The sequence below is a fragment of the Aquibium pacificum genome (genome assembly GCF_040839445.1).
GTDB classification, from domain to species: domain Bacteria; phylum Pseudomonadota; class Alphaproteobacteria; order Rhizobiales; family Rhizobiaceae; genus Aquibium; species Aquibium pacificus.
In genome coordinates this window covers 392,556-412,868 of sequence record NZ_JBDPGJ010000002.1, presented here as the reverse complement: position 1 = coordinate 412,868, position 20,313 = coordinate 392,556, and the positions used below count along the sequence as shown (strand labels likewise).

Here is a 20,313-nt window from a genome sequence, read left to right as displayed (position 1 = left end):
CCTGTTCGTGCGATGGCCGGTGCGCTCAGGCGGCGTCGCGGCAGATGTATTTGATGTCCGTATAGGCTTCCATGCCGTGGCGCGACCCCTCGCGCCCGAGCCCGGCCTGCTTCACGCCGCCGAAGGGCACCGGCGCGCCGGTGATCTTGGTGCGGTTCACTGCAACCATGCCGAACTCCAGCAGCCGCGACATGCGGGCGATGCGCGCCGGGTCGGAGGTATGGAGATAGGCAACGAGGCCAGTCTCGGTGCCGTTCGCCCGCGCCAGCACCTCGTCCTCGCGGTCGAAGGGCGCGAAGGCCGCAACCGGGCCGAAGGTCTCCTCGCGGAAGATCGCCGCATCTTCGGGCACGTCGGCCAGCACGGTCGGCTGGAAGAACAGTGGGCCGGCCGCATGCCTCTTCCCACCGCAGACGAGCCGCGCGCCTCTGGCGAGCGCGTCGGCGACGTGCGCTTCCTGCTTTTCGACCGCACGTTCGTTCATCAGCGGCCCGATGTCCGGATTGGACAGGCCGGGGGCCACCGTCAGCGCTCGCGTCTTCGCGGCGAAGGCCTCGACGAAGCGCTCGTAGATCGGGCGCTCGACGTAGAAGCGGTTTGCGGCCAGGCAGTCCTGCCCGGACGTCGCGAACTTGGCGCCGATCGCCCGTTCCACCGCGCGGTCGAGGTCGCAGTCGGCGAAGGCGACGAAGGGCGCATGGCCGCCGAGTTCCATCACCAGCCGCTTCACAGTGGATGCCGACTGGCGATAGAGCAGCCGACCGATTTCGGTCGAGCCGGTGAAGGAAACGACCCGCACCAGCCGCGAGGCCGTCAGCGCGCCGACCACCTCTGGCGCATGACCGGTCACCACGTTGAAGACGCCCGCCGGGAAACCGGCGCGCTCGGCGAGTTCGGCCAGTGCCAGCGCCGAGAACGGCGTTTCGGAGGAAGGGTGGGCGACGACGGTGCAGCCGGCGGCGAGCGCGGCGGCGGCCTTGCGCGTCAGCATGGCGGAGGGAAAGTTCCACGGCGTGACGAGCGCCGCCACGCCGCAGGGCTGGCGCACGAGGGACATGTCCGCGCCCGCGAGATGGGAGGTCACGCCCTCGACGTTCAGGCGTTTTGCCTCCTCGGCGTAGTATTCCACGAACGAGGCGGCGTAGTCGATCTCGCCCAGCGCTTCCGAGAGCGGCTTGCCCTGCTCCTCCACCATCAGATGCGCGAGATCCTGGCGCGCCGCGACGATGAGGTCGAACCAGCGGCGCAGCAGCTGCGCCCGCTTCTGTGGCAATTCGGCGGACCAGGCGGCGAAGGCGACGTGCGCGGCCTGGATGGCCTCGTCCGTGTCGGCGGTCGTCATCGCCGGCACCGCGCCGATCCTGCTGCCGTCGGCGGGATTGGTGACGTCGATGAAGTCGCGCGCCGACCCGGCGGTCCAGGCGCCGTTCACATAGGCGTATTCGCGGAACAGCCGCGGGTCGCGCAGGCTGGAAAGGGACGTCTTCTGAAGGAATGCGACGTTCGGCATTGCGATCGGCTCCCGGGGCAAGTCTTCTGATGCCGGGATTCTGGTCCGGAATCGCCCGAAGGAACCTTTGTCCCCGGCGAGCTTCGCCAACGATCCTTCCGGATTTCGGCGTTGGCACCCGCTATTCCTTTGGCGATCCGCCTTTCGCGATCAGGTCGAGCGGCAGCCGCGCCGACTGTTTTACAGGCTTGGTGACAACATAGGTGAAATAGCGGGCAAGCCCGACACGCGCCTGCAGGAGGTCGTCCACGAGGCGCTGGTAGCTGTCGATGTCCCGCGTGACGATCTGCAGGATGTAGTCGAAGCCTCCGCCGACGGCCCAGCAGGCAACGATCTCGTCATGACGCTCCATGGCGCGCTCGAAGATCTGGAAATCCTCCGCCCGGTGCTGCTCCAGTTCGGCCGCCATGAAGACCACGATATGGGCGCCGAGCTTCTTCAGCGCTACGTCGGCGTGATAGCCCTTGATGATGCCGGCCTTTTCCAGCCGCTGCAGCCGTTCCCAGCAGGGTGCCGCCGAGAGGTTCACCCGCCGCGCCAGATCGGCCTTCGAGATGCGGCCCTCCTCGCGCAGGATGGAAAGGATCTTCAGGTCGCGCTCGTCGAGCTTCAGCATGGATTTCAGGTCGAGATCACCGACCCCGCTCCGGCCGTCCGCGCGCGTTGCATGGCGAAGGTGGCGATGGCTGTGTCCTGGGCGCCGGTGCCGGTGAGGTCGCAGATCGTCACCTGGTCCTCGGAGGTGCGGCCGGGTTTCTTGCCGGCGACGATGTCGCCGAGTTCTGGCGGCGTGCCCTTGTTCCACAGGCCGGCTTCGATGGCGCTGCGCAGTTCGCCCAGCTTTTCGCACTGGCTGACCCGGTCGCAGGCGTAGAGGTCGGCGGCGGCGAGCGCCTTCGGATCGATCTCGTTCTTGCCGGCCTGGTCGGAGCCCATGGCGGTGACGTGCAGCCCCGGATGCAGCCATTCGGCCTTGAGCACCGGCTGCTCGGCGGGCGTGGTTGTGATGACGAGTTGGCTTTCGGCCACCAGCCGCGCCGGATCGTCGACCGGCTCGGCGTCGATGCCGTGTTGCGAGGCGAGATCGAGCGCGCAGGCCGCCGACTTGCCGGCGTCCCTGCCCCAGACGAGAACGCGTTTGATCGGCCGCATCAGCAACGCGGCAGCGATCTGCAGTCGCGCCTGCGCGCCGGTGCCGATCACGCCCGCTGTCTCGACCCGTTGCGGCGCGAGATGCTTAGCCGCCACCCCGCCCGCCGCCGCGGTGCGGATGTCGGTGAGGTATCCGTTGTCGAGCAGCAGCGCCTGCACCAGTCCGGTTTTCGCCGAGAACAGGATCATCAGTCCATTGAGACTCGGCAGGCCGAGCTTCGGGTTGTCGAAGAATCCGGGACTGACCTTGATGGCGAAACCCTCGAAGCCCGGAATGTAGGCGGTCTTGACGTCCACCTCGCCGTTGGCCTCCGGGATGGCCATGGAGAGGATCGGCGGCATGACGACCTTGCCGCTCGCCAGCGCGGCGAAAGCCTTTCCGACCACCGCGACCGTGGCGAGGTCGAGCGCGACGATCCCGCGTAGATCGCGTTCGGTCAGCACGGTCACGTCATGCGGCATAGGGGCGGCCTTTCAGTGTGACGTCGCCGAGTATCACGTCTTCTCCAGAGACGATCTGCCGGAAGACTTCCATGTCCATGTTTCGTCCCGTTATGACGGTGGCGACAGGTCCACGCAGCGCGGGTAGTTTGCCGGCTTGCAGGGCGGCTATGCCGACGACGCAGGCGCCCTCCGCCACCATGCGGTCCTCGTAAAACAGCGTCTGCATGGCGCGGTAGATCTCCTCCTCGGTGACGAGCACCACGTCGTCCAGCAGGTCTCGGCAGAGGGGAAAGGAGAGCCTGTTGTCCGATCCGATGCCGCCGCCGAGCGAATCGGCGAGGCTTGCCACTTCCTCCACCTCGACCGGGTGTCCGGCGCGGATGGATGCGTGCATCGCCGCGCCGCGATCCATCGAGATGCCGATGACCGTCGCATCCGGACGGATCGCCTTGACTGCCAGCGCCACGCCGGCGGCCAGGCCGCCGCCGGACAGCGGCACCAGGACCGTGTCGAGATCCGGCCGGTCCTGCATCAGTTCCAGCCCGATCGTGCCCTGTCCCGCGATGACCAGCGGATCGTCGAAGGGCGAAATCTCGGCAAGACCTTCGTCGCGGGCGAGCCGCTGGCTTTCCGCCAGCGCCTCGTCCTGGCTCCTGCCGGTGATGCGCACCTCCGCCCCGAGCGCCCTGATCCCGTCGACCTTCGCCTTCGGTACCAGTGATGACATGCACACCACCGCCCGCAGGCCCCGCGCCCGCGCCGCATAGGCGACGCCGCGGCCGTGGTTCCCCGTCGAGCAACAGGTCACGCCCTTCACGTCGGTGGGAAGGTTCATCACCGCGTTGGCGGCGCCGCGCAGCTTGAAGGCGCCAATCGGCTGGGTGTTTTCGAGTTTCAGCAGGAAGTCCTGGCCGCAGAAAGCAGACAAATAGGGCGACGGCACCAGGGGCGCGCGCACCGCGACGTCGCGGATGGTACGGGCGGCGGCCAGAATATCGGCAAGCGAGAGGCTCAAGCCGCCTCCTTCACCGCGCTCAGGAATTGCTGCGTGCGCTCCTTTTGCGGATTGCCGAAGAGCTCGTCCGGGGTGCCCTGCTCCTCGATGCGACCGCCGAAGAAGAAGCAGACCCGGTCCGAGATGTCCTTGGCGAAGCCCATCTGGTGGGTGACCATGAGCATCGTCAGATTGTGTTCGGCGACGAGCCGGCGGATCACGTTGGTGACCTCGCCGATGACTTCGGGATCGAGCGCCGAAGTCACCTCGTCGAACAGCATCACCTTGGGCCGCATGGCCAGCGCGCGTGCGATCGCCACGCGCTGCTGCTGGCCGCCGGACAGGCGCGAGGGATGCTGGTCGCGTTTTTCGGCCATGCCGACCATCTCGAGCAGCTCCTCGGAGCGCTCGCGCGCTTCCTTCTTCGGGATGCCGAGCACGTGGACCGGTCCCTCCATGCAGTTTTCCAGCGCCGTCATGTGCGGGAAGAGATTGAAGTGCTGGAAGCACATGCCGATGTTGGAGCGCATCTGGCGCAGGTGCCTGCTGTTGGCGCGCACCAGCCTGCCGTTTTCCGGCATGTGGGTCAAAGGCTTGCCGTCCACGTAGATGACGCCGCCGTTGATCGTCTCCAGCGTCATCAGCATCCTGAGCACGGTGGTCTTGCCCGAACCGGATGGCCCGATGACGGTGACCATCTCGCCCTCCGCGACGTCGAGGTCGAGCGCGTCGAGCACGACGAGTTCGCCGTATCGCTTGGTGACCCTCCTGAAGCTCACCATGGGCACGTCGTCGCCTTCGAGGACGAGCGGGAAGGCGGAGAGGTCTTCGTCGGTCATCAGTTCAATCCCAGTTTCCGGCGTACCCAGGTCTCGAAGACGCGGATGCCTGCGGCGGTGGGCAGCGAGATCATCAGGAAGATGATCCCGACCAGCGTGTAGGGCTCGAGATAGCGATAGGTCTCCGAACCGATCGCGGTGGCGGTGTGCATCAATTCGGCGACGCCGATGACCGAAAGCATCGGCGTATCCTTGAAGATGCCGACGAGGTAGTTGCCCATGCCGGCAAGCGACGGCGGCAGCGCCTGCGGAATGATGATGCGGAAATAGGTCCGAGCCATCGAGAGGTTGAGCGAGGTCGCTGCCTCCCACTGGCCCTTTGGAACGCTTTCCAGACCGCCGCGATAGACCTCCGAGAGATAGGACGCGTAGTGCAGGCCGATCGCGATCATGCCCGCCGTCCATGGCGACAGGCGCAGGCCGAACTGCGGCCCAACGTAGAAGATGAAGAAGATCTGCAGCACCAGCGGCGTCGAGCGGATGAACTCGACCGCCTCGCGCACAATCCTGGTCAGCACTCTCGACGGGGTCCGCTGGGCGAGCGCGAAGATGAGACCGAGCACGACCGCGATGGCGTAACCCAGCCCCGCCGCCAACAGCGTGTTGCCGGTCGCCAGGATGAGGCGCGGCAAGATCTCCCAGGTGAAATCCCATCGCCAGTCGAACATGGCTCAGGCCCTCCCCAGCTTGCGCAGCATGAAGCGTTCCAGCCAGCGCATGAAGGGCGTGACCAGGAAACGGGCGAGGATGTAGTAGATGATCAGCGCGGTGCCGAAGGTCTGGGCCGACAAGAACGTTGTGCCGTTGATCTGCTTGGCCTGGAACATCAGATCGGCGACGGCGATCAGGGCCACGAGCGCCGTGCCCTTCAAGAGTTCGATCATGAGGTTGCCCCAGGGCGGCAGCATGATCACCAGCGCCTGCGGGAGGATCACCCGCCACATGCGCTTGGCCGGAGACATGTTGAGCGCCAGCGCGGCCTCCCACTGGCCCCGCGGGACCGAAAGGATCGCGCCGCGCACGAGTTCCGCACCGTACGCTCCCAGGTTCATGCCGACCGCGACGAAGCCGGCGGTGAACTTCTCCAGCGTGATGCCGAAGAGCGGCAGCACGAAGAAGATCCAGTAGAGCTGGACCAGCAGTGAGGTGCCGCGGAAGATCTCGATGTAGACGGTCGCGGTGCCGCGCACGAGCGGGTTCGGCGCCATCCGCATCAGCCCGGCGGCCAGCGCGATCGCTACCGCCAGGCATGCGGCGAGGACGGTGAGCACGATGGTGATCAGCGTCCCGCTCAGGATGCGGTCGCCGTACTGTCCGAGGAATTCGAAATAGGACATGCCGCGCAGACCTTTCCATCAAGGCCGGGAAGGCGGGATGCGGGCGACCGGGCGGCCACCTGCGAAAGGGCGGCGGACCGGCTTGCCCGGTCCGCCGGTCGTCAGTCTAGCGGTTGGCGCAGACCCATTCGGTGGTCTTGTCGCCCGGCAGCGATCCCTCGCCATAGCCGTATTCGGCGACCGCCTTCATCATTTCTTCGGAGCCGAGATATTCCTTCTGTGCCGCGTTGAATTTGGCGAGGAAATCCTGGTCGTCCTTGCGGAAGCCGATGCCGGCCCAATTGACCGCGTCCTCGGGCATCGCGCTCGGATCGGTGACTTCGACGGCGCCACCGGAGCTGTCGGCCAGTTGCTTGACCGTGAAATAGGTACCCGCGCCGGCATCCGCGCGCCCTGCCCTGACCGCCGCGAGGATTTCGGTCGGACCGGGAACCTGCATGATCTTGTCTTCCGCAACGCCAGCGGCCTTCGCCGCCTCGATGTTCGAATAGCCGGCGCCGGTCACCATGATGGCATCGTTCTCGGCGAGGCTCTCGTAGTTGCCGATCTTCTTCGGGTTCCCGGGGGCAACGATGAACGCGTCGCCGACCTTGGCCATGGGCTCGGAGAAGGCAATGTTCTCGCAGCGGCTCGCCAGGATGTTCATCCCGCCGGTGACGATGTCGAAGCGGCCGGCGTTCAGGCCGGGAATGAGCCCGCCCCATTCCGTCTGCACGGGTTCGATGTTGTCGTAGCCCATCTTTGCGAGCACGCCCAGCGCGTGGGCGTTGACGAAGCCCTTGGGGCTGCCGTCATCCCCCGGATAGGCGAACGGAATCTCGTTGGCGAAGCCGATGCGGATCGGCTCGCCGGCCTCGATCCGGTCCATCAACGGACCCGCATTCGCCACGGCAGCGCCCATGGTGATGGCAGCGACACCTGCCAGAATGGTCTTCAACAAGGCATTGTTCATCGCGCACTCCTGTTCCCGTTGTCATTATTGGCTTGTTGTGCACAACATCATTCCCCATGACCATGCTGTCAACGGATTTTTCCGTATGAGCCCTACGGAAGCCTCTTTCGTGCCGTGTGGTCCGTGAAGTAGATGTACACAAGATGATGCTCGTTGCGGGAGCCAGCTCCGCGCGGCGCCAGGAGGAAGCATGCCCGCCATACAACTGCCCTTCAGCCCGGCCGAGTACGAGCGCCGGCTCGCCAAGGTCCGCGCCGCCATGGCGGCGAAGGAGATCGACGTCCTCTTCGTCGAGGACCCGTCCAACATGGCCTGGCTGACCGGCTACGACGGATGGTCCTTCTACGTGCACCAGGGGGTGATCGTCTTCCACGACGAGGACCCGATCTGGTGGGGCCGGGGGCAGGACGCCAACGGCGCCGTCCGCACCGTCTGGATGGCCGACGAGCGCGTGGCGAGCTATGCGGACAACTACATCCAGTCGCCGAAGCTGCATCCCATGGAGACGCTCGCCGCGCTGATGCGCGAGCGCGGTTACGGTCGCAAGCGCATCGGCCTGGAACTGGAGAACTACTATTTCTCGGCGAAGGCCTATCTCGTGCTGCGGGAAGAATTGCCCGATGCGACCCTCATCGACGCGACCGCGCTGGTGAACTGGCAGCGCACGGTGAAGTCGGACGAGGAGATCGTCTTCATGCGCCGCGCCGCGCGCATCTCGGAAAAGATCGTCGACGGCATCATGGAGCGCGTCGAGCCGGGTATGAAGAAGAACGACCTCGTCGCCGAAATTTATGGGGACGCCATCCGTGGCGTGGACGACGACTGGGGCGAGTATCCCGCCATCGTCCCGCTGCTCCCGAGCGGCTCCGACGCAGCCGCACCTCACCTGACGTGGGATGGCAGGCGGTTCGACGAAGGCACCGCGACCTTCTTCGAGATCGCGGGCTGCTACCGCCGCTATCACGTGCCCTTCTGCCGCACGGTCTTCCTCGGAACGCCGCCGCAGTATCTGCTCGACGCCGAGAAGGCGCTTGCCGAGGGACTGGAGGCTGGGCTCGAAGCCGCCCGCGCCGGCAACCGTGCCGGGCAGGTCGCGGATGCGCTGTACAAATCGCTGGAGAAGGCCGGCATCAAGCGCGAAGGACGCTGCGGCTATCCGATCGGCATCTCCTACCCGCCGGACTGGGGCGAACGGACGATCTCGTTCCGCACCGAGGACGACACGATCCTGGAGCCGGGGATGACCTTTCATTTCATGCCGGGCCTCTGGATGAGCGACTGGGGGCTGGAGATCACCGAAAGCATCCTGATCCGCGACACCGGCGCCGCAGAATGCCTGTGCAACCGTCCCCGCAAGCTGTTCGTGAAGAATTGAACCCGGCATGACCACGCTGGCGCAAACCCGCGCTATCCTTTCCGACCTCATCGCCTTTCCGACCGTCTCGTCGGACAGCAACCTGGAACTGATCACCTATGCCGCCGACCTGTTGAGCAGCGCCGGCGCCACGCTGTCGCTCTCGCGCGACGAAAGCGGCACCAAGGCCAATCTCTTCGCCACCCTCGGACCCGCGGGCGACGGCGGCGTGATCCTCTCCGGCCACACCGACGTCGTTCCGGTGACGGGCCAGGACTGGACGAGCGATCCCTTTGTCATGGACGAGCGCGACGGCCTGCTCTTCGGCCGCGGCACATGTGACATGAAGGGCTTCATCGCCGCCGCGCTCGCCATGGCACCGCGGTTCGCCGCGGTGGAGCTGAAGCGCCCGCTGCATTTCGCCTTCACCTACGACGAGGAGGTGGGCTGCATGGGTGCGCGCACGCTGGTGGGCGAGATCGAGCGCATGGGCGTGAAGCCGTCGGTCGCCATCATCGGTGAGCCGACCTCCATGCGCGTCATCGAGGGACACAAGGGCTGCTACGAATACACCACCGAGTTCACCGGGCTCGAAGGCCATGCCTCGCGTCCGGAACTCGGTGTGAACGCCGTGGAGTACGCGACGCGCTACATCACCCGCCTGCTCGACCTGCGCGAGGCGCTGAAGGCGCGCGCGCCGGCCGCAAGCCGCTTCACCCCGCCATGGACGACCCTGCAGGTCGGACGCATCGCCGGCGGCGTCGCGCACAACGTCATCGCCGGACAGTGCAGCGTGGAGTGGGAGGTGCGGCCGGTCCAGGCCGGCGACGCTGATTTCGTCAAGCGCGACATCGCGGACTATGTCGACACGGTCCTGAAGCCCGCCATGCATTCGGTCTGGCCGCAGGCAGACATCGTCACCCGCACGATCGGCGAGGTGGCGGGCCTCGAGGTGGTCGACGTATCCGAAGCGCGCGACATCGTCTTCGAGCTCACCGGCACGACCGAGGCGGACGTTGTCGCCTTCGGCACCGAGGCGGGGCTGTTTCAGGCGCTCGGCATGTCGGTCGTCGTCTGCGGTCCGGGCTCGATCGCGCAGGCGCACAAGCCGGACGAGTACATCGCGCTCGACCAGCTTTCGGCCTGCCTCGACATGCTGGATAGACTGTGCGTCAAGATGGCGGCTTGAGGGGGAAAGGTCGAAGCAGATGGAGATCGCCCACCGCCTTGACGGTGAAACATCGGAGAAGGGCGCGCGCGAACGCTTCGACCGGATCTACCGGACGCTCCGGACGCGCATATGCATGCTCGACCATCCGCCGCTGGAGCGGCTGCGCGAGGAGGACCTGGCGGCCGAGTTCAACGTCAGCCGCACGCCGATCCGCCGCGTCCTGGTGAAGCTGGAGGCGGAAGGCCTGCTGCGCTCCGTGCACGGCGTCGGCACCATCGTCACGGACATCGAGATCGACAGCCTGGAGCAGGTCTACCAGCTCCGGGTGGAACTGGCGGAACTGATCGGCAAGCTCTCTCCGATCATGCCCGGAGAGGCGCGGATGGCCGATTTCCGCGCCCTGCTCGCGCGTTGCGACGACCTCGTCCGCCAGCCCGATCCGCGCGAGTTCGCCCGCACCAACATGGATTTCTTCCACCTGCTCAACGGACTGACTGCCAACGAGCCGCTGCGGGAGATCAGCGAGCGTCTCTACTACCAGACCAGCCGCATCTGGCTGAAGACCGCGTCGAGGTTCAGCCGGTTCACGGAAATGATCGAGGACGAGATCCGCATTTTCCAGCGCGAGGTCGCCGATATCGTCGCCGCGATCGAGATCGGGGATCTGGAGGTGGTCGGCCACATCCGGCGCTCTCACATCGCCATGAGTTTCGCGCGCCTGCGCAAGCATGCGAGCGGCGTTGCGCCGGCTAACGAATAGTCCCGTGAGGGGTGCGGCCTCAGTCGCGCCGCTCTTCCAGCCACCGCCATAGATAGGGACCGAAGCCGGCCTCGACGTGGATGCGGGCGCGATCCTCGGCCATGCGGTAAAGGATCGCATTAATGCCGGCGAAGAGCAGGGCTGCCGACGGGCTTCCGGCAACGAGATCGGCGCCTGTCGCCTCCGCGACCACCGCCCGCATCGACGGTCCTTCGATGTCCACCACGAAAAAGGCGTCGCCCGCAGCACTGGCGGCCCAGCCCTCGTTCCAGCCGAGGGGAATGGCGAGGGGCTCGCTGGAGACCAAAAGGGCGCGGTCGCGCGCGAGGCGGACGAGATACGGATCGCCCGTCGCAATGCTCCACAGGCCGGCTTTGGCCGTTTGCGGGGCGTGGATTCGGCGCGCTTCCGCAAGATCGCCGCTCACCAGCACCTGCGAAATCATCGGTACAGGCCGCGCCGACCACCCTTCCCTCGCGATGCCGGCCTTGCTCCAGTCCGGATAGGGCGTCCATTTTTCCGCTGCGTCGTAGCCGGCGCTGAAACCCTGAGGAGCCGGCGCGCTCGTCGCTCGTCTAGCCATTGATGCGCGCTCCTTCGGGATCGAAGGCGCAGACCGGCGCGATGGTCGCTCTCATCGTACGGCCGAGATGGAAGAACTCGATCTCCTCGCCCATGCGAGACAACCCCCGTTCGACGAGTGCGAGCGCGATCGGCCGGCCGAGCGAAGGGCTGATGTAGCTCGAGGTGACGAAGCCAATCGAGCGGCGCCGGCCGCCGGCGGTCTCGATGGCATGGGTGCCGGTCGGCAGCGGCGGCGCGCCATCGGGCGCCGTCAGCCCGACGCCCTGCGGCCGGTCCTCGCGCACCGCATTCTCCGTGAACAGCGAGCGCTTGCCGACGAACTCTCCCTTGCGCTTGTCGCGCGGACCCGTGATCCCGAGGTCGTGCGGCATGGTCGTGCCGTCGGTGTCCTTGCCGGCGATGATGTAACCCTTTTCGGCGCGCAGCATGAGCAGCGCCTCCGACCCGAGCGCGACCGCCTCCAGCGTCCGCCCCGCCTCCTGAATCGCATCGTTGAGCGCCTTCGCGCGGGACGACGGCACGGAGACCTCGTAGGAGCGGTCGCCGGTGAAGGAGACGCGCGCCACGCGCGCCGGACCGCCGGCGAAGCTTCCATCGGCGAAACCCATGTGGGGGAGTGCCTCGTCCGACAGATCGATGCCGAGCGACAGCGCCGCGACGAGGTCGCGCGAGCGCGGGCCGGTGGCCGTGAGCGTCGCCCATTGCGGGGTGGAGTTGTGGATGAAGACGCGGCTGCGGTCGAACCGGTCCTGCCGCCATTCCTCGAGCCGCGCGACTACGCCCGGCACGTGTCCCGAGGAGCAGGAGACGACGTAGTGCTCGTCCGAGACCTTGGAGACCACGCCGTCGTCGTAGATCACGCCACTTTCGGTCAGCATAAAGCCGTAGCGGATGCGGCCGGGCTTCAGCGTCGAGATCGTCTGATAGGAATTGTAGTCGACCAGCGCGCCGGCGTCCGGCCCGATCACCTCGATCTTTCCGAGCGGCGAGCCGTCGAGGATGCCGGCCGTCTCGCGCGCCTGCCGCGCTTCGCGTGCGACCTCATCGGCCCCGGGCCCGCTGCCGTACCATGCCGGTCTCAGCCAGCCGCCATATTCGCGGAACACCGCGCCGCTCGCGCGATGCTCGTTTTCCAGCGCCAGCCGTCGCACGGGATTAAAGAACTCGCCGCGCCGGCGCCCGGCCACCACCGTGAAGGGCACCGGCACGAAGGGCGGGCGATAGGTCGTGGTTCCCGTCTCGGCGATCGTGCGGCCGGTGATGGCGGCCATGGCGGCGAGCCCGTTCATGTTGGACGTCTTGCCCTGGTCGGTCGCCATGCCGAGCGTCGTGTAGCGCTTCAGATGCTCGACGGAGCGGAAATTCTCGCGCGCGGCGAGTTCGATGTCCTTGACGGTGACGTCGTTCTGGAAGTCGACCCATTGCCGCGCCTTGCCGGCGGGCGCCGGCCACGCGGCTTCGATCCCGTAGGATTCGTCCTGCGCATCAGCCTTCGGCACTTCGCCGCCTCCGCCACCCGCCCGGTGTCCTTCGGCGAGCACCTCCGACAGGGCGAAGCGGCCGTTCGCGGCGCCGGCGACCACGATGCCGGGAAGCGGGTCGCGGGGAACGAAGGCGGCGATGCTCTCGTCGAACCGCAGTTTCCCGCCGGCCTGGCAGAAGAGATGCACGGTGGGCGTGAGGCCGCCCGAGACGAGGAGGCAGTCGGCCTCGATGCGCTCGCCGCCAACGATCACGGCTTTCACGCCGCCGGTCCCGTGCACCGATTCGATCCTCGCGCCCGACCGGACATCCGCTCCGGTCTGCGCCGACTGCCGGGTGTCGGCCACGACCACCGATGCGCCGGCTTCGCGCAGGGCCACGGCGACCGCATGTGCCTTGTCGTTGTTCGTCGCGAGCACGATGCGCTCGCCGACGAGTATGCCGTGGCGCCTCAGATAGACCAGGGCGGCTTCCGCCGACATGACGCCGGGACGGTCGTTGTCGGGAAACACCAGCGGCCGCTCGATGGCGCCAGTGGCGAGCACGACCTGTTTCGCTCGAACGTGCCACAGCGCGTCGGGCGCTTCGGGCCGGCGCTGCCACAGCGCGACGAGATTGTGGTCGTAGATGCCGAACGCGGTCGTATTTGCGATGATGGTGTGGCCGGCACTGGCCAGATCCCGGGTCATCGTCTCTGCCCATTCCGTGCCGTGCCGTCCGTCGATCGCCGCCTCGCGGTGGAGCAGCGATCCGCCGGGCCGGTCCTGGTCGTCCACAAGCATCACGCGCTTCCCGCCCGCAACGCCCGAGCGCGCCGCCGCCAGGCCGGCCGGGCCGGCGCCAACAACTAGCAGATCGCAATGGGCGCTGATCAGGGGACAGTCGGCCGGCGGCTCCGTCGCGGGATCGAGCCGGCCGAGCCCCGCCATCGCGCGGATGCGCGGCTCGAACATGTGCCAGTCGGGCCACAGGAAGGTCTTGTAGTAGAAGCCGGCAGGCAGGAATTGTCCGAACCGGTCGATCAGCGCGTTGCGGTCCTTCTCTGCACCCGCTCCGGTGTTGACGGAACGGACCTCCATTCCCTCGGCGAGGCTTTGCGTCGTGGCGCGCACGTTGGGCGTATGCACCCCGTCCAGCGCGACGTCGACGACGGCATTGGGCTCCTCGGTCCAGGCACCAAAAATGCCGCGCGGGCGGTGATACTTGAAGCTTCGCCCGACGATCCGCACTCCGTTGGCCAGCAGCGCCGAGGCGACCGTGTCGCCCTCGCGGCCGGTCAGGGCCTTGCCGTCGAAACTGAACCGCAGTTCGCGCGGCGAGGTGCTGGGACCCTCGATGCGGCGGCTGGTCACGATTGGACCCCCAGCGCCGACGAGCCGGCCACCTGATGCGTGAGCGTGTCCCGCTCCATGAGGAAGAACTCGCCGCAGGTCGTGTGCACCCAGATTTCGCGCGTTGGGCCCTTCGGGTTCTTCTTCAGGTGAAGATATTCGGCCCAGCGTTCCGCGCCGACCTCGCCCGCCGGCTCGGGCCGCGTCTTGCCGGCCTCGGCGGCGAAGTGGAACTCCGTCTCGTCGCGCGGGCCGCAGAAAGGACAGGGAAAACGTTGCATGACCCGCCCCTCAGTGCGCGATGCCGGAGCCGGCCGCCTCGTCGACCAGGCGCCCCGTGGCGAAGCGGTCGAGGTCGAAGGGGCGGCTGATCTCGTGATGCGAGCCGGTGGCGATCAGGTGAGCCATCAGCCACCCGCCGGCGGTGATGGACTTGAAGCCGCCGGTGCCCCAGCCGCAGTTGAGAAAGAGCCCGGGCAGCGGGGAGGGCCCGATGATCGGCGAGGAGTCCGGCACTACGTCGACGTTTCCGGCCCATTGCCTGAGCATCTTCAATTGCCCGAAGGAGGGGAACATCTCCAGCATGCCCGACAGCACGGTGCGCTGCATCGGCGGATTGCCCCGCTGGGCGTAGGAGGGCACGCGGTCGAGACCGCCGCCGACCACGATCTCGCCCTTGTCGGACTGGAAGAGATAGGTGCCGGTGCCGAGGTAGAGCACCACGGTATCGAGGCAGGGCTTCACCGGTTCCGACACCATCGCCTGCAGCGAATAGGACTGGATCGGCAGCGCGAAGCCGGCCTTTTCCGCCAGCACGCCGGAATGGCCTGCGACCGCCAGCCCGACCGCGCCGGCGCGGATCGATCCCCGGCTCGTCTCGACGCCGGCGCAGCGGCCGTTCTCGACGATGAAGCCGGTCACCTCGCAGTTCTGGATGATGTCGACGCCAAAACCGTCGGCGGCGCGCGCATAGCCCCAGGCGACGGCGTCGTGGCGGGCGACCCCGGCGCGCCCCTGCCACACCCCGCCGAAGACGGGATAGCGCGCCTTCGGCCCGCGGTTCAGCAGCGGCGCCTTGTCGAACACGGCGTCGGGGCCGAGCAGTTCGGCGTCCGTGCCGTTGATCTGCATGGCGTTGACGATGCGCGCGGCGATCTCCATCTCGGCTTCCGAATGCGCCACGGTGACCACGCCGCGCTGCGAGAACATGATGTTGTAGTTCAGCTCCCGCCCCAGCCCCTCGTAGAGCTTCAGCGCGAAGTCGTAGAGCGCGACGCTCTCGGGATAGAAGTAGTTCGAGCGGATCGTGGTCGTGTTGCGCCCGGTGTTGCCGCCGCCGAGCCACCCCTTCTCGATGACCGCGACGTTGCGCATGCCGTGGTTCTTCGCGAGGTAATAAGCCGTCGCCAGTCCGTGCCCGCCCCCGCCGATGATGACGGCGTCGTAGGCCGGCTTCGGGTCGGGCGAGCGCCAGGCCGGCTGCCACCCCGTGTGGCCGCGCAGTCCTTCCCGGAACAGGCTGAAAGCCGAGTAGCGGCGCGTCAAGCAATGTCTCCCGTCGGCGACTTCGAACAGTCCTTCCTGTCTACACGGCCTGCGGACCGGGGCAAGCAGGCCGGCGCCGCGTCCTGCCGCTGGAACGACATGGCATGCGCGCGGCAAAAGCTGTAGACGGGAGGAAACAGCCGCAGGACCGGATGGCGGACGCAAGGTCGCCGGTCAGGGAGGAACGAAACCGATGGACGCCACGCACACCCTCGCACGCACCTTGCGTCTCGCCGACGACGACAACATCGTCGTCGCGGCCGGTAGGATCGAGCCGGGCGCCGGCATCGCGCCGGGGATCGTCACGCGCCAGCGCATTCCCTTCGGCCACAAGATCGCCGCGCGGCCGATCGCCCTCGGCGAACCGGTGATGAAGTTCGGGCAGATCATCGGCTTCGCCTCCAAGCAGATCGAACCGGGCGACTGGGTGCACGAGCACAATGTCGAGATGCACGATTTCGCCCGCGACTACCGCTTCGCCGATGCCGCGCGGCCGGAGAACATCCTGCCGGTCGAGGAACAGGCGACGTTCGAAGGCTTTCGACGCGCCAACGGCAAGGCTGGGACGCGCAACTATGTCGGCATCCTGACGTCCGTGAACTGCTCGGCCTCCGTCGCCCGCTTCATGGCCGAGGCGGCGACGCGGTCGGGCATGCTGGACGAATTCGAGAACGTCGACGGCGTCGTCTCCTTCACCCATGGCACCGGCTGCGGCATGGCGGGCTCCGGCGAGGGCTTCGAACTGCTCAAGCGTACGCAATGGGGCTATTCGGCAAACCCGAACTTCGGCGGTGTGCTGCTCGTCGGGCTCGGCTGCGAGGTGTTCCAGATCGGCCGCATGAAGCAGCTTTACGGCATCGAGGAGAGCGAAACCTTCCGCACCATGACCATCCAGGAGAGCGGGGGGACCAAGAAGACCATCGAGCAGGGGCTGGAGCGCATCCGCGGAATGGTCGCCGCCGCAAACGCGGCGACGCGGGAGACGATTCCCGCATCGGAACTGACGCTGGCGCTGCAATGCGGCGGGTCTGACGGCTATTCCGGCATCACGGCCAACCCCGCGCTGGGAGTCGCAGCCGACATCCTGGTGCACAATGGAGGGACGGCCATCCTCTCCGAGACGCCGGAGATCTACGGCGCCGAGCACCTGTTGACCCGGCGCGCGAAAAACCGAGAGGTGGGGGAGAAGCTGGTCGAGCGCATAAAGTGGTGGGAGGACTACACCGCGCGCAACGGCGGCGAGATGAACAACAACCCGTCTCCGGGCAACAAGGCCGGCGGGCTGACGACCATCCTCGAAAAATCGCTCGGCGCGGCGGCCAAGGGCGGCTCGACCACGCTGAATGCCGTCTACGAATATGCCGAGCCCGTGACGGAGAAGGGTTTCGTCTTCATGGACACGCCCGGCTACGATCCGGTCTCGGTGACCGGCCAGGTCGCGGGTGGGGCGAACGTGCTCTGCTTCACGACGGGACGCGGCTCCGCCTATGGCTGCAAGCCGGTGCCCTCGATCAAGCTCGCCACCAACACTCCGATGTACGAGCGCATGGTCGACGACATGGACATCAACTGCGGCGACATCCTCGAAGGTGTATCGGTGCGAGAGAAGGGCGAGGCGATATTCGCCGAAATCCTCGCCGTCGCTTCGGGCAAGCGGACGAAGTCCGAAGACCTCGGCTACGGCGATTCCGAGTTCGTGCCCTGGCAGATCGGCGCGGTGATGTAGTCGCCGGCTATTGTTTCAGGATAGCTTCGACCAGCGCTACGGCGGGGGCATAATCGTCGGGTGACACCCGCACGAAACCGCCTTGCCGTTCCGTTTCCAGGTACTCGTAGAGATCGGGCTCCGTGAGCTTGAGGTTGACCAGGAAGTCGCGCAACCTGGCCTTGAGGTCGTCCGGCAGGTCGTTGCGGACCGCGTGGGGGCCAAAGCGGAGGGTCTCGGACGTCCAGACGATTTCGAATTGTTGGGCATCCACTCCCGCCGCCGCTAGACGGCCGAGCGTCCCGCTGGATAGGTCCGGGCCGCCAATCGGGCGGTCAAGCACCCAGCCTAGCAATTCCTGTGTTTCGCCCGCGACGAATGACCTCTCGGCTTCCGATGCGGTTGCGGTCTCCAGGGGCTTGTTGTTCGCGCCGCCCCTCTTGTCCGCGATGGCAAGGACGCCGACCGCGCCGCGCGGCCCGGCCGCCATGTCCGGCGCGTCGGGCGCCGTTGCGCCCTTCCGCCTGATCAGGACCGCCTTCGCCCCGTTCGCGCCGTCGCGCGCCGACGGCGCCACCAGCGGATCGATGCATCCGCATAGCTTCCACGCGACCGCATAGGCGCCCGCGGTATAGATCGCGTAGTCGATGTCGGATCGGACCTGCGCCTCGATCAGCGTCGGGAAGTCGGGGGCCGCGAAGACGGTGACCGGCATGCCGAGCGCCTGCGAATAGGCCCGCTCGATCGCCGACGCGCCATCGACGGCCGAGCCGGAGCCGAGCATCCCGATCCGTAAGCCATCCCCCCGGGCTACTTCCTGCGCGGAAGCCTCCGGCCACGTGCCGACCGCGACAGCAAGCGCGCCAGCCAGGACCGTGAACATCATGCGAATCATAGTCGATCTCGACTCGTCTGGTTTGGTCGCACTATGACGTCGCGGGCTTGCCGTTTGGTTTACGAATTGCCAATTGCCGGCTTCATTCCTATCTGTGCAGTCGTTTTTCCCTCCGGAGGCGGATTTTTCCTGATGGCCCGCGCCTTTCTCTTCGTGCTCGATTCCTTCGGCATCGGCGGCGCCGCCGATGCGGAGGCATTCGGCGATCTCGGTTCCGACACGCTCGGCCATATCGCACGAGCTACTGCGCGGGGCGAAGCGGACCGGCCGGGCCTGCGCAGCGGGCCGCTGAACGTCCCGAACATGCTGGCGCTGGGCCTGGGCGAAGCCGCCGCCCTGGCATCCGGCTCCTATCCGGAGGGCCTCGCCACGACACAACCGAAGGGGTTTTTCGGTGCGGCGGAGGAAGTCTCCAGCGGCAAGGACACCCCCTCCGGGCACTGGGAGATCGCCGGCGTGCCCGTGCCCTTCGACTGGGGCTATTTCCCCAACGAGACGCCGTCCTTTCCGAAGGCCCTGACCGACGCGATCATCGCGCAGGCGAAACTCCCGGGCATTCTCGGCAACTGCCATGCCTCGGGGACGGAAATCATCGCCCGGCTCGGCGAGGAGCACGTCCGTACCGGAAAGCCGATCTGCTACACCTCGGCGGATTCAGTGTTCCAGATCGCCGCGCACGAGGACCATTTCGGGCTCGAACGGCTCTACGATCTCTGTGAAATCGTGCGAAAGCTCGTCGACCCGCTCAACATCGGACGCGTGATCGCACGACCGTTCCTCGGCGAGACGGCGGCCGATTTCGAGCGCACCGCCAACCGGCGCGACTATGCCGTGCCGCCGGCCGAACCGACGCTGCTCGACCGCGTCACCGGTGCCGGGCAAAAGGTGATCGCGGTCGGCAAGATCGGCGACATCTTCGCCCATCAGGGGATTTCGGAGGTGCGCAAGGCCGCGGGCAACATGGCGCTGTTCGACAAGGCGCTCGGCGCCATGGACGACGCGCGCGACGGCGACCTGGTCTTCGCCAATTTCGTCGATTTCGATTCCCTCTTCGGCCATCGGCGCGACGTCGCAGGTTACGCGGCGGCGCTGGAGGATTTCGACCGGCGGCTTCCCGAGGCGCTGGCGAAGTTGGAGGACGGCGACCTGCTCGTGCTGACGGCCGATCACGGCTGCGATCCAACCTGGAAGGGCACCGACCACACCCGCGAGCGCGTGCCCGTGCTCTGCTTCGGGCCGGGCTACGCGGACGGTCCGATCGGCGTGCGCCAGACCTTCGCGGACATCGGCGAAACCGTTGCCGAGCACCTCGGGCTGGCGCCGGGCAGGCACGGCACGTCGTTCCTGCCCGAAAACCTGCTGCATGCCTGAGCTTCCCGAGGTCGAGACCGTCCGGCGCGGGCTTGCCCCGACGCTGGAAGGCGCGCGTATCCTGGCCGTCGAGCAGCGCCGGCCGGACCTGCGGTTCCCCTTTCCGCCGGATTTCGTCGGCCGTCTCACCGGGCGCCGGGTCGAGGCGCTGTCGCGGCGGGCGAAATACCTGATCGCCCATCTGGACGACGGACTTGGCCTCATCAGCCATCTCGGCATGTCGGGCTCCTGGCGCATCGAGGCCGGCGAGACCGCCGTGGTTCCCGGCGAGTTCCTCCACGAGCGCTCGAAGGCGGCGGCGCACGATCATGTCGTGTTCCACCTCGAGGAGCGCACGGGCGGGCTGAGCCGCATCGTCTTCAACGATCCGCGCCGTTTCGGCTTCATGCTGTTCGCCGAGCCGGGACATCTCGTGGATCATCCGCTGCTTGCGGATCTGGGGATCGAGCCGACCGGGAACGAGCTAGGCGGCGAGATTCTCGCCCGCCTCTTCCGCGACAAGCGCGCGCCGCTGAAAGCGGCGCTGCTCGACCAACGGCTGATCGCCGGACTTGGCAACATCTATGTCTGCGAGGCACTCTGGCGCGCAGGCCTCTCGCCGCGCCGCCTGGCGGGCACGCTGGTGGCGAAGAGCGGCGCGCCGACGAAGGCGGCGGATCGGCTGGCGACGGCGGTGCGGGAGGTGATTGCGGACGCGATCGAGGCCGGTGGCTCGTCGCTGCGCGACTACGTCCATGCCGACGGATCGCTGGGCTATTTCCAGCATTCCTTCGCCGTCTACGGGCGCGAGGGAGAGCCCTGCCCGAAGCTCACCTGCAACGGCGTGATCCAGCGGATCGTGCAGTCCGGGCGCTCGACCTTCTACTGTCCCGTCTGCCAGCGGTAG

The 20,313-nt window shown here is 67.1% G+C and carries 19 protein-coding genes; 6 read left to right on the top strand and 13 right to left on the bottom strand.

Annotated elements, in window-relative coordinates:
* Positions 1–25 precede the first annotated feature (25 nt).
* The 8 genes from ABGN05_RS08275 to ehuB form a co-directional block, all read right to left on the bottom strand.
* On the bottom strand, positions 26–1,510 hold the full coding sequence (locus tag ABGN05_RS08275) for an NAD-dependent succinate-semialdehyde dehydrogenase (RefSeq protein ID WP_367953537.1): 1,485 nt from the start codon (positions 1,508–1,510) through the stop codon (positions 26–28).
* Positions 1,511–1,631: 121 nt separating this feature from the next.
* Positions 1,632–2,126, bottom strand: coding sequence for an Lrp/AsnC family transcriptional regulator (locus ABGN05_RS08270; RefSeq protein WP_367953536.1), 495 nt, complete (start codon positions 2,124–2,126; stop codon positions 1,632–1,634).
* Between the two features lie 5 nt (positions 2,127–2,131).
* The gene (locus tag ABGN05_RS08265) at positions 2,132–3,124 is read right to left on the bottom strand and encodes a cyclodeaminase (protein ID WP_367953535.1); all 993 of its coding nucleotides are present in this window, start codon (positions 3,122–3,124) and stop codon (positions 2,132–2,134) included.
* Positions 3,114–4,121, bottom strand: a complete 1,008-nt coding sequence (gene eutB / locus ABGN05_RS08260) for a hydroxyectoine utilization dehydratase EutB (RefSeq protein ID WP_367953534.1) — start codon at positions 4,119–4,121, stop codon at positions 3,114–3,116. The genes ABGN05_RS08265 and eutB overlap by 11 nt, the downstream gene beginning before the upstream one ends.
* Complete coding sequence (ehuA, locus tag ABGN05_RS08255; protein WP_367953533.1) at positions 4,118–4,939, bottom strand: ectoine/hydroxyectoine ABC transporter ATP-binding protein EhuA; 822 nt, start codon at positions 4,937–4,939, stop codon at positions 4,118–4,120. Before ehuA ends, eutB begins: the two co-directional genes overlap by 4 nt.
* Positions 4,939–5,607 (bottom strand): ectoine/hydroxyectoine ABC transporter permease subunit EhuD, encoded by a 669-nt coding sequence (gene ehuD, locus ABGN05_RS08250; RefSeq protein WP_367953532.1) that lies wholly within the window; start codon positions 5,605–5,607, stop codon positions 4,939–4,941. The genes ehuA and ehuD overlap by 1 nt, the downstream gene beginning before the upstream one ends.
* Positions 5,608–5,610: 3 nt before the next feature.
* Complete coding sequence (gene ehuC / locus ABGN05_RS08245; RefSeq protein ID WP_367953531.1) at positions 5,611–6,276, bottom strand: ectoine/hydroxyectoine ABC transporter permease subunit EhuC; 666 nt, start codon at positions 6,274–6,276, stop codon at positions 5,611–5,613.
* Positions 6,277–6,382: 106 nt separating this feature from the next.
* Complete coding sequence (ehuB, locus tag ABGN05_RS08240; RefSeq protein WP_367953530.1) at positions 6,383–7,228, bottom strand: ectoine/hydroxyectoine ABC transporter substrate-binding protein EhuB; 846 nt, start codon at positions 7,226–7,228, stop codon at positions 6,383–6,385.
* 190 nt (positions 7,229–7,418) lie between these two features.
* Between ehuB and ABGN05_RS08235 the strand changes: the two genes are divergently transcribed.
* From ABGN05_RS08235 to ABGN05_RS08225, 3 genes are read left to right on the top strand one after another with little or no spacing between them, the layout of a single operon-like run.
* Complete coding sequence (locus tag ABGN05_RS08235) at positions 7,419–8,603, top strand: M24 family metallopeptidase (protein WP_367953529.1); 1,185 nt, start codon at positions 7,419–7,421, stop codon at positions 8,601–8,603.
* A 7-nt stretch (positions 8,604–8,610) separates the two neighbouring features.
* A complete protein-coding gene (gene argE / locus ABGN05_RS08230) occupies positions 8,611–9,771 on the top strand; it encodes an acetylornithine deacetylase (protein WP_367953528.1) in 1,161 nt (386 codons plus the stop codon).
* A gap of 19 nt (positions 9,772–9,790) precedes the next feature.
* Positions 9,791–10,513 (top strand): GntR family transcriptional regulator, encoded by a 723-nt coding sequence (locus tag ABGN05_RS08225; protein WP_367953527.1) that lies wholly within the window; start codon positions 9,791–9,793, stop codon positions 10,511–10,513.
* 19 nt (positions 10,514–10,532) lie between these two features.
* Here the strand turns inward: ABGN05_RS08225 and ABGN05_RS08220 are convergent, their stop codons facing one another.
* Genes ABGN05_RS08220 through ABGN05_RS08205 form a run of 4 tightly spaced genes read right to left on the bottom strand, consistent with a single transcriptional unit; the run spans position 10,533 to position 15,456 of the window.
* Entirely contained in the window at positions 10,533–11,096 is a 564-nt protein-coding gene (locus ABGN05_RS08220) for a hypothetical protein (RefSeq protein ID WP_367953526.1), read from the bottom strand.
* A complete protein-coding gene (locus ABGN05_RS08215) occupies positions 11,089–13,932 on the bottom strand; it encodes a sarcosine oxidase subunit alpha family protein (RefSeq protein WP_367953525.1) in 2,844 nt (947 codons plus the stop codon). Before ABGN05_RS08215 ends, ABGN05_RS08220 begins: the two co-directional genes overlap by 8 nt.
* Positions 13,929–14,192 carry a sarcosine oxidase subunit delta gene (locus tag ABGN05_RS08210; protein ID WP_367953524.1) on the bottom strand — a complete coding sequence of 88 codons (264 nt, stop codon included), beginning with the start codon at positions 14,190–14,192 and terminating at the stop codon, positions 13,929–13,931. Before ABGN05_RS08210 ends, ABGN05_RS08215 begins: the two co-directional genes overlap by 4 nt.
* Positions 14,193–14,202: 10 nt before the next feature.
* Complete coding sequence (locus tag ABGN05_RS08205) at positions 14,203–15,456, bottom strand: sarcosine oxidase subunit beta family protein (RefSeq protein ID WP_367953523.1); 1,254 nt, start codon at positions 15,454–15,456, stop codon at positions 14,203–14,205.
* Positions 15,457–15,649: 193 nt separating this feature from the next.
* Between ABGN05_RS08205 and ABGN05_RS08200 the strand changes: the two genes are divergently transcribed.
* On the top strand, positions 15,650–17,182 hold the full coding sequence (locus ABGN05_RS08200) for a UxaA family hydrolase (RefSeq protein WP_367953522.1): 1,533 nt from the start codon (positions 15,650–15,652) through the stop codon (positions 17,180–17,182).
* 7 nt (positions 17,183–17,189) lie between these two features.
* On the opposite strand, the gene ABGN05_RS08195 is transcribed toward ABGN05_RS08200, so the two are convergent.
* Entirely contained in the window at positions 17,190–18,056 is an 867-nt protein-coding gene (locus ABGN05_RS08195; RefSeq protein WP_367953521.1) for a phosphate/phosphite/phosphonate ABC transporter substrate-binding protein, read from the bottom strand.
* Between the two features lie 132 nt (positions 18,057–18,188).
* On the opposite strand from ABGN05_RS08195, the gene ABGN05_RS08190 reads away from it, so the two are divergent.
* Together ABGN05_RS08190 and mutM are read left to right on the top strand one after the other, a co-directional pair.
* A complete protein-coding gene (locus ABGN05_RS08190; RefSeq protein ID WP_367953520.1) occupies positions 18,189–19,427 on the top strand; it encodes a phosphopentomutase in 1,239 nt (412 codons plus the stop codon).
* On the top strand, positions 19,420–20,313 hold the full coding sequence (mutM, locus tag ABGN05_RS08185) for a bifunctional DNA-formamidopyrimidine glycosylase/DNA-(apurinic or apyrimidinic site) lyase (protein ID WP_367953519.1): 894 nt from the start codon (positions 19,420–19,422) through the stop codon (positions 20,311–20,313). Before ABGN05_RS08190 ends, mutM begins: the two co-directional genes overlap by 8 nt.

Excerpts from the sequence above, each read along its gene's own strand:
- ehuD (WP_367953532.1), bottom strand. The coding sequence starts at position 5,607 with ATGTTCGACTGGCGATGGGATTTCACCTGGGAGATCTTGCCGCGCCTC.
- mutM (WP_367953519.1), top strand. The coding sequence starts at position 19,420 with ATGCCTGAGCTTCCCGAGGTCGAGACCGTCCGGCGCGGGCTTGCCCCG.
- ehuC (WP_367953531.1), bottom strand. The coding sequence starts at position 6,276 with ATGTCCTATTTCGAATTCCTCGGACAGTACGGCGACCGCATCCTGAGC.
- ABGN05_RS08275 (WP_367953537.1), bottom strand. The coding sequence starts at position 1,510 with ATGCCGAACGTCGCATTCCTTCAGAAGACGTCCCTTTCCAGCCTGCGC.
- ABGN05_RS08270 (WP_367953536.1), bottom strand. The coding sequence starts at position 2,126 with ATGCTGAAGCTCGACGAGCGCGACCTGAAGATCCTTTCCATCCTGCGC.
- ehuA (WP_367953533.1), bottom strand. The coding sequence starts at position 4,939 with ATGACCGACGAAGACCTCTCCGCCTTCCCGCTCGTCCTCGAAGGCGAC.
- argE (WP_367953528.1), top strand. The coding sequence starts at position 8,611 with ATGACCACGCTGGCGCAAACCCGCGCTATCCTTTCCGACCTCATCGCC.
- ABGN05_RS08235 (WP_367953529.1), top strand. The coding sequence starts at position 7,419 with ATGCCCGCCATACAACTGCCCTTCAGCCCGGCCGAGTACGAGCGCCGG.
- ehuB (WP_367953530.1), bottom strand. The coding sequence starts at position 7,228 with ATGAACAATGCCTTGTTGAAGACCATTCTGGCAGGTGTCGCTGCCATC.
- ABGN05_RS08225 (WP_367953527.1), top strand. The coding sequence starts at position 9,791 with ATGGAGATCGCCCACCGCCTTGACGGTGAAACATCGGAGAAGGGCGCG.
- ABGN05_RS08190 (WP_367953520.1), top strand. The coding sequence starts at position 18,189 with ATGGCCCGCGCCTTTCTCTTCGTGCTCGATTCCTTCGGCATCGGCGGC.
- ABGN05_RS08220 (WP_367953526.1), bottom strand. The coding sequence starts at position 11,096 with ATGGCTAGACGAGCGACGAGCGCGCCGGCTCCTCAGGGTTTCAGCGCC.
- ABGN05_RS08265 (WP_367953535.1), bottom strand. The coding sequence starts at position 3,124 with ATGCCGCATGACGTGACCGTGCTGACCGAACGCGATCTACGCGGGATC.
- ABGN05_RS08210 (WP_367953524.1), bottom strand. The coding sequence starts at position 14,192 with ATGCAACGTTTTCCCTGTCCTTTCTGCGGCCCGCGCGACGAGACGGAG.
- ABGN05_RS08195 (WP_367953521.1), bottom strand. The coding sequence starts at position 18,056 with ATGATTCGCATGATGTTCACGGTCCTGGCTGGCGCGCTTGCTGTCGCG.
- ABGN05_RS08200 (WP_367953522.1), top strand. The coding sequence starts at position 15,650 with ATGGACGCCACGCACACCCTCGCACGCACCTTGCGTCTCGCCGACGAC.